This window comes from Paenibacillus cellulosilyticus (genome assembly GCF_003182255.1).
GTDB classification, from domain to species: domain Bacteria; phylum Bacillota; class Bacilli; order Paenibacillales; family Paenibacillaceae; genus Paenibacillus_T; species Paenibacillus_T cellulosilyticus.
Genome location: NZ_QGTQ01000043.1, coordinates 1 through 17267, shown reverse-complemented (window position 1 = coordinate 17267; position 17267 = coordinate 1). Strand labels below are relative to the sequence as shown.

Genomic DNA, 17267 nt, shown 5'->3' with positions numbered 1-17267 from the left:
TTCTTCGACACTAGTCCTAATCGTTTACAATAATGCGGACCAGATGATGTTACGCGGATTAATGACCGATTCTGGAACCCAGCCTGCCTTACTCGGCACGAAGAAGACGTACACCAGCCGCTCAATCGGATCAACATAGAGACCGCTGTGGCCAAAGCCCTCATGCGAGAATGTCGCCGGCGAGCACAGATCAGCACCACCAAGACCCAAACCGAAAGCGTACCGGCTATCGTCCGAGGTATTGCCCCAACAACGGTTCTTCACATCCTTCAATTGATCGGACACCATCATTTGAACAGAACGGCGTCCAAGTACCGTGTTGCCATCCAATGTCCCGCCTTCTAGCAACGCCTGACCGAACCGATAAAGGTCGTGTAGTGTGGAGTAGAAGCCGTTGCCTCCAGCTGGCAGCATATCGTCGTCTGCAGGACGAGGCTCATATATTTCTCGTTGGCCCCAATCGCCCACATAACAAGTTTCATCGCGAAGCATTTCCGGCACTCTCATGAACGTTCGCCCCATACCTAGCGGCTCTAGAAAATGCTGCTTGATATAAGTCTCGTAGCTCACGCCAGATACACGCTCGATAATCTCCGCCAGCAGCGCGTATCCGGAAGAGCCGTAAATCCATTGCTCACCAGGCTTAGCCAACGGCTTGCCTGAGATAATCCCTTTGATCGTGTCGGACTTCGACCAGCTCTCTGACCTCTTCTTGGATTCATGTGCAAACCATTCGTACCACGGATAAGCATAGGGCTCCCCAAGCACGTCCGGGTCAGCGCCGATACCCGATGTATGCGTAATCAAATGCCAGATCGAGATTCCACGGTGCATGGCGGTATCGAATTCAGGCAGAATGGTGCTTACCGATTGCGTCGGATGAAGCAATCCTTCCTCTGCCAAACGTGTAATCGCCGCTGCGGTAAACGCTTTCGTAATCGAGTACACCTTACGAATCGAATCTGGCTTCAAATCAGGTGAATCACTCTTGTTGGTCAGCTTCCCTTGGGATCTATGCACGATGATTTTCCCATCTCGCGCGACGAGGTAGCTCGCTCCCTGCAGCTTGCCCGCTTCAATGAGACCTCCAAAATGCCGATCCAGCAGCGCCAGCCTTTCCGCATCCATTCCGACCTGCTCTGGTGCAGCATCGGTTCTGCCTTCATGAATCGTTATTACGCTTTCCATGGAACCCCTCCTAACAAATGTGGATAGTAGATAGATAGAATAAAAGGAAAAGTAAACCAATAGTAACCGAACATAGATTCGTTGTAAATTACTATTTGTCGAAAATTTACTTATTTTTTGTAAGGTAACGACAGTCGAAACAGGAACGCCTGTTCTAAAATCATTTTACGAAACCAAGACCTCCGTATGTTGGCAGGATGTGGATTGGGAATGAAGTCTCATCATCGGTCGTGACCATCGTTCAATAACACAATAGGTGCGAGGACCAATTCACAGCCTCACCAAATTGTGGTTATCTAAATATTGTCGATTTTTAGCGGGCATATGGTCGCAATCGATATAGACGATAGGCATACAGATGATGGGGGATGCTCAAATTGAAACAATGGATCGCAATTGCAACGATTAGCGCCGTGCTGGCAGTTAGTGGCGGAGTAAGCTTCACACCTGCCGCACATGCAGCCTCTGCAGTCGTCTTCACCGATATTTCGCAGCATTGGGGCAAGGCCACGATCGAGGACATGGTTACACGCGGCATTCTGGATGGTTACCCGGATGGAAGCTTCCGGCCTAACGATCCCGTGAAGGTTGACCAGTTTATTAAAATGCTCATGCTCTCCTACTCCGATCTTCATCCAAACGGGGAGCGAAGCTGGAAATCAACGTTTCTCAGTTCATTGAGCGAGGAGAACCGCACGATTATTTCGCAGGATTATCGCTACTATGACTTCAAGCCAAGCACGACCGGCTATTGGGCGAAGCCGTTCATCGATATCGCGAGCGACTTGCATTTTCTGAACAAGAGCCGCTATAGCGATTTCCAGAGCAATATGACGCGCGAGAACGTGGCGGAAGTGCTGTATTATACGCTGCAAGAGACGGAGTATCTGGAGGATGAGTCGTTCAGCCGCTCGGTCGCGCAATCGTATGGGGATCTGACGAGCGCATCGGATCGTATGCAGAAATTTATCGCAGAAGCGCTGGTGAAGGGCATTATGCAGGGCTACCCGAACGGGAAGTTCGGAGTCGGCGATGTCGTGACGCGTGCGGAAGCGCTCGTTATTCTAAACCGGCTGACCGATCCGAGCAAAAGAATCCCGATTCAGCCGTCCGCAGACAAGCTGCAGCGTCTCGTGCCTGCAGCCGGCGGCGCTCAGAAGATCGTCGTGTTCCCGGACAAGCGGATGTGGGATGCCTACGACGTGCTAGTTGACGCTGGCAAGCTGCGCGGCAGCAACTATGACCTGCTAGGTACGACGCTTCGCCTGTTCAAGGACAGCACCGAGAAGGCCGCTGTACTCGATACGACAGCAACGGTGAAAACAACGCCGGAGGCATCGATCTGGCTCGACACCGATTACAACACGTATGGCATTACGGTTGTGCTGCGTGATGGCGCACGTGCACGTAACAAAGAATCGATTACATTGTTCGCCAACGCACTGTTCGGCTACTATGCCAGCTCCTTCAACCAATGGTTCGATGCCGTATGCACCGAGATCGAAGCCGGCCGGCCACTCGCCTCCAAGCAGATTACGGTTGGTACCGACCACGTCAGCCTGCTCGTCGACAGCGCCGCGAAAACGGTCAGCTTCTCGATTGCGGCTGTAAAGAATTAAAGAAACAGAAGGCCCAGCTCCTTGAAGAGTTGGGCCTTCCCTTATTCAGAAGACTGCGAATGGATCCAATGAGATGTTAATCGCACTTTTGGGGCTGTATTCGTCACATTTTTTATACTCATATCGGTTCATCAACTAGAAATTCCACCGCTGTACGTAGGCATTAAGCACTAGAACAATGAAGTTTCCGCCAACTGGTTAGATATTCCTGCATTTCTTGCTGTTCTACCTCTCCTTTAGTCACGGTTAACCGTCGATCCTAACCAAATAAGGGACATCTGCCGCAGCCGTTTATCTCTACTAGATGAACGTCAACGCCTCCAGCATTCGTTCCACCATGACCGCACACTCTGCACGAGTCGCATTCTCCTTGGGTCGGAACGTCTTACCATCCTCGCTTTGCACAATGTCTGCTTCCAGCGCCAGAAGAACGGCATCCTGTGCCCATGCTGCAATGGTCGAACGATCGAGCAATGTCTTGAGAGCATCTGCGCTTAGGTGCTTGTTCGTATCATAGCCACCGACTGCCAGCGCACGAGCAATCATGGTAATCATCTGCTCCCGTGTGATGACCGCATTCGGCCGGAATGTGCCGTCCGTGAAGCCTGTAATAAGCCCTGCCTTCGATGCAGCACCAACAACACCTGCATACCATGCGGTAGTCTTAACATCTTTGAAAGGTTTGTTTGGCGTTGCCTCTACCAAGCCAAGTGAGCGTACGAGTATCGCAGCGAATTCAGCCCGTGTAATGCTGCTGTTCGGTGCAAACACACCCTTCGATTGGCCATTCACGATCAGCTTATTCGCCATCAGCTCAATCTCTGTACGCGCCGAATGTTTGGCTATATCGGTAAACTTCTGATTCGACTTCACTACCGCATACAGGCTATTGTGAGGGGAATGAATCGTAACGATGGTTTTGCCGCCAACTAACGAGAATGTAGATGGAACAAAATGCAGCTCTCCCGCTTCATCGATCCATACGCCCGTGGACTTACTCGCATCCACATCGCCTGCTGCCGGAATCGTGCGTTGTACATAAAGACCGTCGAGGTCGGTTATCTCTTTATCCCCCAGCAATAAGGTAAACGCATACGGCTGATCGACAAGCGGTGTTACGCCAAGCGCTTTGGCCGCAAGGATGAATGCGTCCGTCTCCGCTTTCGATGCTTTCGCAATAACGACCGTTACAACCCCGTCACCAGATGCATCGAGGAACAAACCAACCGGCAGCCTGTAACTAGCGCCAAGCGCTTGAACCGTCACGAACGCATCTTCGTTAAGCTTTCCTAATGCCTGCAGCGATTTGACAGGCAGCTGTACGCGGACAGATTGCCCATCACCATCGATGTTGATGATTGTATCCGCATGATTGCCATTGGATAGCAGATTGGTCAACACAGAAGCCGTGAAGGTAACCTTCATCTCGGAACCGCCATCTAACGACCCGTTCTTCGTTATGGTGACGCCACTGCTAAGCGTATGTCCATCAATTAACACGCCGCTCACGGCGGGAGGCGTCGAATAGGTGCGCTTTTTCGTCCATGCTGCATATAGCGTGAGATCGGTTGTAACCAGCGTATTGAAGTTGTACGACGTCTTCAACGCAGCATCTGAATACCACCCGCTGAACGAATAACCCAATCGCGTTGGATCCGTTGGTTTCACGACCTTGCTGCCTACATTGACCTGCTGATCGGCAACGGCAGAGCCGCCGTTGACATTGAAGCTTATCGTCCTCGGAAGCACGATTTCAAAATGGAGAGTTGTCACGTTGCCTGCCGCATCGGTAACAACGAGTGTGTACGCACCTTCCGTGCTCACTTTGGTTCCGCTCGTGAAGTCCACGTTGTTCAACTTCGCTGTTCCATCCGAGAAGCTGACCGTGACTGGCGCATTATACTTCGTGCCTTCCGTTACCCCTGTTACGGTTGGTGCTGTCAGATCAATTGTGAAATGCACCGTTGTCGTGTTGCCCGCCGTATCCTTCAGAACGAGCGTATAATCGCCATCATCGGTAATGGACGTACCCGAACTATAATCCTCATCATTGAGCTTCGCTGAAGCTCCCGAGAATATAGCCGATACCACCGTATGATATAGACCGCCGTCTGATACGCCCGTCACGGTAGGGGGAGTCTGATCAATTGTAAAATGAACCGTCGTTTCGCCGCCTTCACCCGTAACGATAAGCGTATACGTACCATCCTCACTTACGTCCGAGCCTTTCGCAAACGGCTCACCGTTCAGACTCGCCGATCCCGAATCGAACGAAATCGTGACAGGTGCCGTATAGAAATGCCCCTCCTCGACACCGGTTACAGCTGGTGGGGCAATCACTTCCACGTTCACTATAAAAGTACGAAAGCCATAGTTGTTGTTAACCGTGTAATAAAACCGATCCGCCCCCACAAAGCCATTGTCAGGCGAATAGTTGAAAGATCCGTCAGGCTGAATCGCAACCGTTCCATGAATGGGCTGCTTTGCGATCCTCGCTGAGTTCGGATTGGCATCATGCGTTGGAGACAATAATCCCTTATCCGCACTCACCGTTAGCTGCTTATTCATTCCGGTCTTATAAGTGCCCGCCCCTGCATCATTATAGGGTCCAGCACTAAATTCCCAGGAGGGGACTCTAGTCGGATCGGTCACCAGATAGTACTGCACGGACGCAATACCTTGTATATTCGGTGTCCCGAATTGGCTATTGGAGTCGTTCGAATTGAAAGTAGTGGAGAAAATTTGGAACAATTCGCTATGATCGGCAATGCCCAGCGATGTTCCGTCCGCCTTCATCAGCTCCATGCTTCCGCTGTACATTTGATCAGGAAAAGCGACCAGCTCGCCAAGAAACTCTTGTCCTGTACTATTGCCTGGGAATACCCCTTCCGTTGCAATATAGTACTTCACGCCAGGAATGACCGGCGCAATATTAGGCAGGCGGAAATCAACATACTGTTGGGAAAAACCATATTTGTCGCCGATAAGACTGAACAGCGGCGTGTTATTCGCAATGCTGATCGTACGGTGGTCGGCTGGGAGCCAGCCTCCCGGCGTGAACGTATAAGGGAACAGACGAAGCTCGCTAATGAATTTAGACGAGTTTGAGATGTCTGCGCCCGGGAACACGCCATTAAGGGCAATATAGTACCCGGTTCCAAGCGCAGGCTCATAATCTCTCAAATCGGGCACTGCGAAGGTCGTCTTCCCATCGCCGCCGAAATTCGTGCCAATGAGCGAGAACAACGGCGTGTTCTGAGAAATCGGAATCTGTTGGCCGCCGCAATACATCCATCCCGCAGGTGCGTCTTGATAAGGGAATAATCGAATTTCTCCTAATAAAGGCTGCTTCCCAGCGGCATCCGCACTCCGAGCAGGTCCAAGACTGCCTAGTACCATAACGATTCCCATGATAATGGCCAGCAGAAGACGCGGCATCGCGCCGTTCTTACTTGATTGAAGCATGAACAATGGGATCTACCTCCAAAGGTCATATTTAATTATCAATGAGTAATAGCTGGGTGTAAGTAGAGCGCCAACGGATGATCAGGATGAGAGAAGTGAATGAAGCAGGAATGAGGATTGGGACGATGGATGGTGTCAAATGGTATTGTGGTAGAAGTGTGCCTTCGTATAACCGATTCTTAAACCCGCTCGCTCCATATTGTTCTGACTCGTAGAAGCATAAGCGGCTTGACTAACGATTAGATCGCATTGCGCACGCGCAGCATCATAACAGCGTTGGTGCAGGAAAGCGGTTTGCAGTCCGCGGCCTCTGAATGCAGGCACCGTCGCTGCGAAGGTGAAGGAAGCCGCACCGTTATACATATGCATTACGGCAACACCTGCCGGCTGATCATCGACGAATCCTATATAGAATCGCCAGCCCGGCCGATCAAATAAAATGCGATTGTTGTCCGCAACATAACCAGCACCATCCGGGCTTAATCCCGTACCAACGCAATGCAGCTGACCGTACAGCTCGAATTCGTCTGCCTTCAGCTCGCGAATCGTAATGCCGGATGAATAGACCGGTTCTTCCAAGCTTGGCACGCCATACAGCGAGGTATGGAATCCATGATGTCGGAAGCCTCTGTCTGACAAATAACCAAGCAATTCGTTAGATGAGTTTGCAGGCGTAATCTCGAACTGAAAGGACCTATTTCGTTCACGGAAGAACGCGATAATATCGTCTATATATTCGATATCCTCCGTGCGTATTCCTTTCACTGTATTGAAGCTGCCCCATGGCATCTCTCGTACGTAAAAGGCCGAGGCATCGCCAAAGCGCCGCACCTCTGCCCCCATCGGATTGCCCTCTCGCTCTCTTATTGCATTCACTCTCGAGGTCATATAATCAATCTCGGATTGCTCCAGCCGTTCGGCCAGCGCCTTCGTGACGATAGGCGGCCCCTTCATCGTTAACTCTCTCCTTCGCCGCGCACCTACGTTATTGCATGCTGTAGTCGCTGTCATCATTTCATGTATTTTATTCCAGTATAAGGGTTAGCGCAATATAAAAATAGCTCCTATTACTTTATCCGCCAGCAAGCCAAAAATGACCGCCGAATCCGTCTCATATGACAGGATGCGGCGATCATTTTGTTCATCTCTCGAATATTATGGGCACTTATCTGTCCAACCAGCGGACGTTATCCCTTCACCAATCGGAACGGCAGTGCCGTATTCGTCTTGCTGTTCGGTCCCACGAACGCGACGAATGCGCCCGAATCGCTGGCGTGGGTCAGGTCCGAATGGTAATAACGCAGTTGCTGCTCGGACAGAACGAACGACACCTCGGCGCGCTCGCCCGGCTGCAGGCAAATCTGGCGGTAATCCTTCAATTCCTTGACGGGACGAACCACTTCGCCCGAAATATCCCGCACATACAGCTGCACCGTCTCAACGCCTGCGACGTTTCCTTTATTCGTCACGGTAACCGATACCGTAATAGGCGCCGCTTCTGTCATCAAATCCGCGGAAAGTTCAGCTTCGCCGTACGCAAAGTCGGAGTAGCTCAGTCCGAAGCCGAACGGAAGCAGCGGCTCGTTCGGAATATCGATGAACTGCGATACATAACGGACCTGCGCATCCGGCGCGCCCTGCGGACGGCCCGTATTGTAAGCATTGTAATAGACCGGAACTTGACCAACGCTGTGTGGGAACGACATCGTCAGCCGGCCGCTCGGGTTGGCGTCGCCGAATAATAAATCGGCTACCGCATGGCCTGCTTGCGAACCCGGATACCACGCCTCCAATATCGCATCGGCTTCGTCAATCACCCCGTGCAAGTCAAGCGGACGACCGTTGAACAATACGACGGCGATCGGCTTGTTCAGCGCCTTCACCTTGCGGACCAATTCCAACTGAGCCTGCGGCAAGCGAATGTCCGCCCGGGATGCCGCTTCGCCGTTCATATCCGAATGCTCACCCAACGCGAGTACGATGATATCGGCTTCTTGTGCAGCAGCCAGCACCTGCTCCCATTGCGCCTCCGTCCCCGCTTCCAGAATCCCGCAGCCTTCCGCAACCGAGAGCTTCGCATCCGCTGTCAGCTTCGCCTTCATGCCGGCTTCCAGCGTGATCGCATCGTCCTTCGAGCCTGTCCACGACCATGGTCCCAGCACATCGCCGTTCGTGGCAAAAGGTCCGATCAGCGCGAGCTTCGCATCGCTGCGGAGCGGCAAGACTCCTTCGTTCTTCAACAGAACGCACGACTTGACCGCGAGCGCGCGCGCAGCTTCCTTGTGCTCCTCGCAGAACACGACTTCCCGCTCCAGCTCCGGATTGGCGGCGCGGAACGGATTCTCGAACAGACCGAGCTTCTGCTTCAGCATAAGAATCCGCAGCACCGCTTCGTCGATCAGCGCTTCGTCTACCTCGCTGCGCTCCACGAGCTCTGCCAAATTCTTAACGTAACAAGCCGTCATCATCTCGATGTCGACGCCGGCCTTAAGCGCCTTGAGCGCTGCTTCCGATTCATCGGCAGCGATGCCATGGTTGATCAGTTCCTTGACCGCTCCCCAGTCGGAAATCAGAATGCCGTCGAAGCCCCACTCCTCCCGAAGCAGCTTCCGCATCAGCTTCGCGTTGCCTGTCGCAGGGATGCCGTCCACCGTATTGAACGACGTCATGACCATTTCGCAGCCTTCATCCAGCGCAGCTTTGTAGGCCGGCAAATAAAACTCGCGCATTTGGCGGTCCGACAGGTCGACCGTGTTATAATCGCGCCCTGCTTCCGCAGCTCCGTATGCGGCGAAGTGTTTGACGCACGCCGCTACTTTGTCCATGTCGCCGGCAAGGTCCTTGCCTTGGAAACCCCGGACGAACGCCTTTGCGAACTCGGCGTTCAAATAAGGGTCTTCTCCTGTCGCTTCCACGACACGGCCCCATCTCGGATCTCGCACGAGATCCACCATCGGCGCGAAGGTGACGTGAACGCCGGACACTGCCGCTTCCTTCGCCGCGACCGCCGCGCTCTTCTCCGCGAGCTCCATATCCCAGGAGCAGCCGATCGCCAGCGGCACCGGGAAGATCGTTTTGAAGCCGTGCACGATATCCGCCATCATGAGGAGCGGAATGCCATGCCGATTGTTTTTCAGATGCGCTGTCTGCACATTAATAACATCTTGCGCCCCGGCCATGCCGAGGACGGAGCCGGAATTATGAACGGTTTCCTCCGCGATTCCTAAGCTTTCCATCGGCCCTGTAATTTGCCCTTCCCCTGCGCCTTCATAGAATGGGACGGCCAATTGAATGAGCTGCGCGATTTTTTCATCGAGCGTCATCTGCTGGAGCAGCTCGTTTAGATTTACTTCGCCGTTTGCTGTGCGCGGCGGTTGTTGTTGTTGGACTTGGTTGGACATCTAATTGCAGCCTCCTGGTTGTTGGTTTTATCAGTGGTTCAGTTCAATCGTTTATTAGTGCATTCGAAGCTTTCACACGGCTATTCCTTGACGGCGCCGATGACGATGCCTTTTACGAAAAATCGCTGCAGGAACGGATATACGAGCAGAATCGGCAAGGCGCTGATGAAAATTTGAGAAGCCCTTAGCGTGCGCTGCGACATATTGGCGATGACGGCCGGATCGAAGCCCGTCGTGTTCCCCTGTACGATCAGCGTCTGCATGAAGCTCGCCAGCGGCAAGTTCTCCGCGCCTTTCATATAGATAAGACCATCGAAGTAGGAATTCCAATGGCCGACCATCGTGAACAAAGCAATGGTTGCTATCGCCGGCATAGATACCGGAAGAAAAATCGAGATGAAGGTACGGAGATAGCCCGCTCCATCGATGAAGGCCGCTTCTTCAAGCTCTTTGGGCACTGATCGGAAGAAATTAAGCAGCAGGATGATATTGTATACCGCCACGAGCCCGGGCAAGATCAGCGCAAACAGGTTGTTAAGCAAGCCCAACTTCAGAATCAAGATATAGCCGGGCACGAGACCTGCGCTGAAGAGCATGGTGATGACAAAATACCAGAGATATATGTTTCTCCCGCGGAAGACATGGTTATCCTTCGACAGCGCATAGGCCGCAATCGAATTGACAGCCAGAGCAAGCGCCGTTCCGATGACCGTCCGTTTCACCGACACCCAGAGCGAGGTGACGAAATTATGGTTGCCGAACGTTTGGGCGTACGCATCCCAGTTGAATCCGATCGGCCAAAGCGTCACGCGTCCCGCGTTCGCCGCGGATGTATCGCTGAAGGACACCATCAGCAGATGATACAGCGGCAGCAAGCAGACGATGGAGATTCCGGCCAGCACGATGTAGTTGAGCAGGTTGAATACGCGGTAAGGCAGCGTTTTATGATACACGAGGGGTCACCCTTTCCAAGTAAGCGAAATCGGCCGTTATAGAGGTTGTTCAAAAAGTCCGCGATCCAACCTTCTCGGTGCTGAAAACCGAACTTTTTGAACACGCACTTATAGATTCTTGTTTGACTAGAAAATGCGGTATCCCGCGAATCGATAGGCCAATCGGTAAGAGATGATGATAAGCACGAGGCCGATCAACGATTTGAACAAACTGACCGCCGTGGCGAAGCTGAATTGGCCGCTGAGCAAACCTTCGCGATACACGAACGTATCGATAATATCGCCCTGCTGATAAATCATCGGGCTGTATAGATTGAATACCTGATCGAAATTCGCGTTCAATACGCTGCCGAGCGCCAGCGTGGCGACCACGATCAGAATCGGAGTGAGCGACGGAATCGTAATATGCAGCGTCTGCTTCAGCCTTGTTGCGCCGTCGACCTCTGCCGCTTCATACAGCGCCGGATTAATGCCGGACAACGCGGCCAGGAAGATGATCGTATTGAAGCCGAATTCTTTCCACACGTCGCTGAAAATAATCGTCAAGCGGAACCAAGTGCCGTCCCCAAGGAAGAAAATCGGCTTCATTCCGAACAGAAACGTCAGCAGTTGATTCACGACGCCCGTCTGTCCGAGCAGATCGATCAGGATGCCGCTAAGCGTTACCCACGACAAGAAATGCGGCAGATAGACCATCGTCTGAATCGACCGTTTAAAGCCCATATGCCTCACTTCGTTCAACAGCAGCGCAAATGAGAACGGGACGATTAAGTTCAATATGATTTTGGAGCAGGCGAAGATAAGCGTGTTCATCGTGATTTTCATAAAATAATCGTTCTCGAACATATACCGGAAGTGCTTCAGTCCGACGAACGGAGAGCCGGTAAAACCTAGATTGGCCTTGTAATCTTGGAAGGCCATTACGATGCCCCCCATGGGCAGATAGGAAAAGACGAATACTAACAGTACGGCAGGCAGCACCATGAGATGCAATACCAAAGGCACGCGGTATCCGGATCTCTTCCTTGCTTTAGGTGTGGTCTTGAGATTATGATCCGTCGAAGTCATTGCGTCCATGGTTCTCTCCCTTTCCAAAGAATTTCATTGTGCCTCGAACGTGGCTTTGCTATATATATTAGCAACGGTTATGAACGCCGAACTATATGACATTGTTAGGATCGATAGTGTTTTGTTAAGCAATTCGCAAGGGGGAATCAGCAATGATGCTCGGTAGAGGCATAAGCATGATGAAGAGAAAAGTAAGCTCCAAGATGAGCCTGTTCGCGAAAATAAACGGGCTGCTGATCGTCCTGTTCGTCCCGGTCATTCTGTTCTTCACCTACTCCAACAACGTATCTTCGAACGTCATCGTTAAGGAGCTAAAGTCGTCAAACATTAAGCAGCTATCATTCCTGTCCAGTCAAATCGAATCGCGGGTCAATCAGACGATGGACTTCGTTCTCACCTTCTCGAAAGATCCGAACGTGCAGAAATTCAACGGGCTTAATGTGTGGGACGACCCGTACGACCGCATGCAGACCCGATACGTTATCCAAGAAAAAATGACGCTGCAATCCGGGGTCATGAACATTTGGCCGGTGCAGTTCACCGTCTATTCGCAGCAGAATAAATTGGCGATCTCGAATTCGAGCAGCATTGCGGAATACGACGAGGACTATCTGAAGCGGAACGCGACGGGCAGATGGCTGTATGGCGACGGAGAGCTCGAAACGGCGGAGCATCCGAAAGCGTTTCATTGGTTTTATGCCGATTCGTACGGACTGCAGGGCTCGCTTACAGGCAGCAATCTCGTCGTACAAGCCAGCTTTGATAACGCTAACATTCAGAATTTGCTGGATACCTATAAAGCAGGCGGGCAAGGCGATCCCATGTTCTATCGCAAAGGCGAGGGCGTCATTCTGAATCGAAGTGCCAACGAGAAGCTCGCCGGTGAATTGGTAAGCTTGCTGGAGAGTAAGGATTTGGGAGACACCATGCAAGAAGTCGTGGAACTGGATGGCAAACGTTATCTCGTCAGCGCGGTCATGTCCACCTCGCTCGGCTGGCATTTGGTCGACGTCGTACCGATCGACCGCATTCTTGGGCCGATTTCGTTCAGCCGCAACCTGTTCTACGCGGCCATGGCTCTTCTATTCGTGGTCGGCATTTCCGCTTCCGTGCTGCTGTACCGCAACGTTCAGCGTCCCATCCGCAAGCTCATCGTCGGCCTACAGCGCGTACAGCGAGGCGACTTCTCCGTTCGGATAAGCTCGAACGTCAATAACGAGTTCGCCTTCCTGTTCTACCGGTTCAACGATATGTCCAACCAAATTCAGACATTGATCGAGAACGAGCTGAACGAGAAGCTGCGGGCGAGAGAATCGACGCTTAAGCAGCTGCAGGCCCAGATTAACCCTCATTTCCTGTATAATTGTCTCGGCTATATCATCAACATGGCCCAAATGAAGGATGAAGAGGCCGTCGTCACGATGGGGCACAATTTGGCCGCCTATTATCGGTACATGACCCGCCTGGAACGCCCTACCGCTTCTTTAAACGAGGAAGTGCAGCTAATCATCAATTACTTGGATATCCAGAAGCTCCGCAATGGACGCATTCATTACAAGATCGCGATTCCCGACGAAATGCTGAAGCTGCAGGTACCACGGCTCATGCTCCAGCCGGTTGTCGAGAACGCTGTCATCCACGGCGTCGGCAAAACCTACTCCTCCGGCGAAATCCGGATTACAGGTGAAATATCCGAGAAGCTCTGCAGGCTTTATGTGGATGATGACGGTCCCGGGATGACCGACGAACAATTAGAAACGTTGTGTCGCAAAATGAAGCAGCCGCTCCAGGATGACACAGGCTACGGCCTCTGGAATACAAATCAGCGTATTATGCATCAGTTCGGCGGAAAGTCCCAGCTCACGTTCGCGAGATCGGAGCTCGGGGGACTGCGAGCCGAGATGTGCTGGGAGCTTGCTGACGCGGACGCGCAGCTGATCCCGCCATACAAGTAAGGAGGAGAACGCACTTATGCAAATGATCATCGTTGACGACGAAGCCCATTGGGTCGACAATCTATCCACCACCAAGCCTTGGCATACGCTCGGCATTGATGTGGTCCATAAAGCTTATTCCGCGCAGGAAGCGCTGCAAATTATGGAGACGCATCCCATCGATATTATTATCTCTGACGTTCTCATGCCGGAGATGACCGGGATCGAGCTCATGGACAAAATCCGCGAGTCCGATCAGCGCGTGAAATGCATTATTTTATCGGGGTATTCGGACTTCGACTACGCCAAGGATGCGCTGCGCAACCAAGCGGTCGATTACCTGCTCAAGCCCCCCACAGACCAGGAATTGCTCGGAGCAGTCAAGCTGGCCATTGAACAATTGGAAGCCGAATGGAGCAATATTAGTTCTCTTGAGCGCACCCAGCACATTCTTCGGGAGAATATGCCTCTGTTGCGCGGACAACTGCTGCTGAGCGCTTTCCGCGGGGAAAAGCTGGCGCTTGGCGAATGGGAGCGAAGACTCGACAGCTATCAGCTGCCCTTCCGCTTCGGGAACTGCGTACTCATGCTCGTCCGCATGGAGGAAGAATTCGGTCAGTACCGCAACAACGGCCAGCAACTGATGGAGTACGCCATCATGAATATTGCCGAAGAGATATTCGGTGATTTCGCGCATGCCTGGGGTGTGAAGGAAGAACATGGCTATCTCGCCTTCCTGCTGCAGCTCAAAGGAAATAGGACGAAGTCGGGCAAAGAAAGCAGCTTCGAGAAAGCCGCGATGCACCTGCAGGCGAAAGTGAAGCAGTACTTAAACGGCTCCTTATCGATCGTGATGTCCGAGCCCTTCGTTTTCCCGGATCAGCTGGCTGACCGATACCGCCACGCGCTCGCTTACTTCAGGCAGATCATCGGGGACGAACGGGAATTCGTCATCCGGGCAGGCGACTTGGGCGGCAGCGTTACAAATGGCGTGCTCGACGTCATCCATGCCCCGCCTGTCCTGAAGAGTTTGCTTGAGGCTGAAAGATGGGAATCCGCCGAGGAGAAGCTGGCGGAAATCTTCATGGAGCTCGAAGGACGTTGGTCCGATTCGTGGGAGCATTGCCTGGAGGCCGGGTATCTCATTGCCTCCTCGTTCACGAACTACTGCCATCGCAACGGACATACGCTCGAAGGGCTGCTAGGGGAAGACATGGAACTGCTGCGTACCGGAGAAGCGTTCCTATCAATCGGCAAGCTCCGCAATTGGGCGTTCCGCGCCATGGACAAGCTGAAGGAATCGGCATCGAGCGAGGTCAAGGACATTCGTTCCGTCTATGTGCGCAAAATCCAAAGCTTCGTCGAAGCGAACCTCCATCTCGACGTCTCGCTGCGTGCCCTGGCCGATCATGTCAACCTTCATCCAACGCATCTGTCTAAGCTTTACAAGATCGAGACTGGAGAAGGTGTCAGCGATTTCGTCTCCAGGCTCCGCATGGAGACGGCTTGCCATAAGCTGAAGACGACCGATAAGAAGGTGTACGAGATCAGCACGGAGATCGGCTATTTGGATCCGGCGTATTTCATCAAAGTGTTCAAAAAGCAATTCGGCATGACGCCGCAGGAATACCGCGAAAGCAACTAACAACCTAACAGAGTCCTATGGAAACTGAGAAAATCCTATAGAAGCCCCCTCTCGGCTGTTGGTAAAGTAACACATGTAGACATCATAAACAGCAGGGGGAGTATCGATATGGGAAAAATGAAGAAGCTGGCTCTGCCGCTTATGGCCATGGCGCTTATCGCTTCGGCATGCAGCAATGGCGGCGGCAATAGTGAACAATCGACTAACACTTCGACCGAAACCGCGGATAATACAAGCGCCGTGACGTCTGAAGCGGATGCGGCCTTCGCAAAGGGCAAATACGATCCGCCAATCGAGATCAGCACCGTTATTATGCCGAAAGAATATACAAAAGGCGAAACGAACGAGAACAACGTGCATGACCGTTGGATGCTGGAGACGCTGGGCATGAAACATAAGGATACCTGGTATCCGGCTGGCTCCGATCAATATAAACAGCAGCTGCAGCTCGCGCTCACATCGGGCGAGAAGCTGCCGGATTTCGTATTCGTCCCTACGGATCCCGTCTTGACGAACCAGCTGATCGACTCCGGGCAATTCATTGCGATCGACGAGCTGTTCGAGAAATACGCCAGCCCGATCTGGAAAGAGCATGCCGCGAACAATCCGGAGCTTTGGTACCCGTTCACGAAGGACGGCAAGAAGTGGAACCTGCCGATCCTCGAATACACGGACAATGACGACACGCTGCTATGGCTCCGCGAGGACTGGATGCAGAAGCTGAATCTGGAAGCACCAAAGACCATTGCCGATCTGGAAGTCATCATGGACAAATTCAAGAACGAGAACCCGGACGGTTTGGCGCCCAAAGACGTCTATCCACTGGCGATCTCTCTGAAAAACAACACCAACACGTGGATGGGCGGCCTTGACTGGCTGTTCGGCGCATACGGCACCGTGCAGGAGCAATGGAACAAAGACGAGAATGGCAACCTGGAGTACGGTTCCGTCAACCCTGGGGCCAAGCAGGCGCTGGCTAAACTGCAGGAATGGATGGATAAAGGCTACATCCATCCGGATGCCGCGTTGTGGGATGAAGGCAAATCAGCCGAAATCTGGACCAAAGGCAACGCCGGCGTCTTGCCTGGCGCGAACTGGGTGCCGGACTGGCCGGCGCCGGACCTCATCAAGAACGTGGCTGGCTCGCAATACAAAGCGTACCCGGTTCCAGCAGGTCCGGATGGCAAGATCGGTACGAAATGGCAGAATTCAGGCGTCAACAGCAGCTTCATGATCAACAAAGACGCGAAGCATCCGGAAGCAATCATTTTGTACTACAACTACCTGCTCGAGAACCTGGCGAATCCGGCCGTCGGCAGCCAGTACGAATACGGCTTCGCGCAAGGCTACGACTGGGATATCGTTGACGGTCAACCGACCAATGACAAAGAAAAAATTACAGATTTCTTCGATAAGTTCCCTTATATCACAGGTCCTGCGCGCATTCCGGGCCTCTACATGGAGACCCTCGTAAAACTCGCAAATGGCGGGACGGCGGAAACGCCTTACGAGAAGCAGCTGGCCACCTTCCGCAAGCCGGAGAACTGGTATGCCGCGAAGGTTGTCATGGACCAGATTGATATCCGCAAACAGAACTACTTCACCGGTGCGGCTACTCCGACGATGATCGAGAAATGGAACCTGCTCCGCCAATCCGAGCTGGAGACGTTCAACAAAATCATCTACGGCAAACTGCCGGTCGACGCCTTCGACGAGTTCGTCGCCAACTGGAAAGCGAACGGCGGCGAGCAGGTCACCAAGGAAGTTAATGAATGGTTCCAATCGGTGTCGCAATAATATATTTATGGGCATGCCAAAGGGGCTGTCCCAAAAGGTCATAAATTTTGACCTTAGGACAGCCCCTGTTTTTTCTAATAGGAAACACAAAGAAACCGTTCTTTGGTAAAATGGAAGTGCGACCCACCATTTACGAAAGGAACGGTTTCTTTGTACATTCAATATACCATGGATCAACTTTGCCTGCCAATGGACCT

Annotated in this window: 10 protein-coding genes; 4 read left to right on the top strand and 6 right to left on the bottom strand. The window is 52.5% G+C overall.

Annotated elements, in window-relative coordinates; genetic code table 11:
- Nucleotides 1-24: 24 nt before the first annotated feature.
- Nucleotides 25-1188 (bottom strand): serine hydrolase domain-containing protein, encoded by a 1164-nt coding sequence (locus DFQ01_RS28945; protein ID WP_110047414.1) that lies wholly within the window; start codon nucleotides 1186-1188, stop codon nucleotides 25-27.
- Between the two features lie 377 nt (nucleotides 1189-1565).
- Here DFQ01_RS28945 and DFQ01_RS28940 point away from each other — a divergent pair, with 377 nt between their 5' ends.
- The gene (locus tag DFQ01_RS28940) at nucleotides 1566-2807 is read left to right on the top strand and encodes an S-layer homology domain-containing protein (RefSeq protein WP_174812805.1); all 1242 of its coding nucleotides are present in this window, start codon (nucleotides 1566-1568) and stop codon (nucleotides 2805-2807) included.
- 300 nt (nucleotides 2808-3107) lie between these two features.
- On the opposite strand, the gene DFQ01_RS28935 is transcribed toward DFQ01_RS28940, so the two are convergent.
- The 5 genes from DFQ01_RS28935 to DFQ01_RS28915 form a co-directional block, all read right to left on the bottom strand.
- The gene (locus DFQ01_RS28935; protein ID WP_245946932.1) at nucleotides 3108-6272 is read right to left on the bottom strand and encodes a tail fiber protein; all 3165 of its coding nucleotides are present in this window, start codon (nucleotides 6270-6272) and stop codon (nucleotides 3108-3110) included.
- Between the two features lie 135 nt (nucleotides 6273-6407).
- On the bottom strand, nucleotides 6408-7226 hold the full coding sequence (locus tag DFQ01_RS28930; protein WP_110047411.1) for a GNAT family N-acetyltransferase: 819 nt from the start codon (nucleotides 7224-7226) through the stop codon (nucleotides 6408-6410).
- 233 nt (nucleotides 7227-7459) lie between these two features.
- A complete protein-coding gene (gene bglX / locus DFQ01_RS28925) occupies nucleotides 7460-9673 on the bottom strand; it encodes a beta-glucosidase BglX (RefSeq protein ID WP_110047410.1) in 2214 nt (737 codons plus the stop codon).
- An 80-nt stretch (nucleotides 9674-9753) separates the two neighbouring features.
- Nucleotides 9754-10626, bottom strand: coding sequence for a carbohydrate ABC transporter permease (locus DFQ01_RS28920; RefSeq protein WP_110047409.1), 873 nt, complete (start codon nucleotides 10624-10626; stop codon nucleotides 9754-9756).
- A 126-nt stretch (nucleotides 10627-10752) separates the two neighbouring features.
- Entirely contained in the window at nucleotides 10753-11610 is an 858-nt protein-coding gene (locus DFQ01_RS28915; protein WP_245946931.1) for an ABC transporter permease, read from the bottom strand.
- 236 nt (nucleotides 11611-11846) lie between these two features.
- Here DFQ01_RS28915 and DFQ01_RS28910 point away from each other — a divergent pair, with 236 nt between their 5' ends.
- The 3 genes from DFQ01_RS28910 (at nucleotide 11847) to DFQ01_RS28900 (ending at nucleotide 17070) form a co-directional block, all read left to right on the top strand.
- Complete coding sequence (locus DFQ01_RS28910) at nucleotides 11847-13649, top strand: sensor histidine kinase (RefSeq protein ID WP_110047408.1); 1803 nt, start codon at nucleotides 11847-11849, stop codon at nucleotides 13647-13649.
- A 16-nt stretch (nucleotides 13650-13665) separates the two neighbouring features.
- A complete protein-coding gene (locus DFQ01_RS28905; protein WP_110047407.1) occupies nucleotides 13666-15273 on the top strand; it encodes a response regulator transcription factor in 1608 nt (535 codons plus the stop codon).
- Nucleotides 15274-15381: 108 nt separating this feature from the next.
- Complete coding sequence (locus DFQ01_RS28900; protein WP_110047406.1) at nucleotides 15382-17070, top strand: type 2 periplasmic-binding domain-containing protein; 1689 nt, start codon at nucleotides 15382-15384, stop codon at nucleotides 17068-17070.
- Nucleotides 17071-17267: the final 197 nt, after the last annotated feature.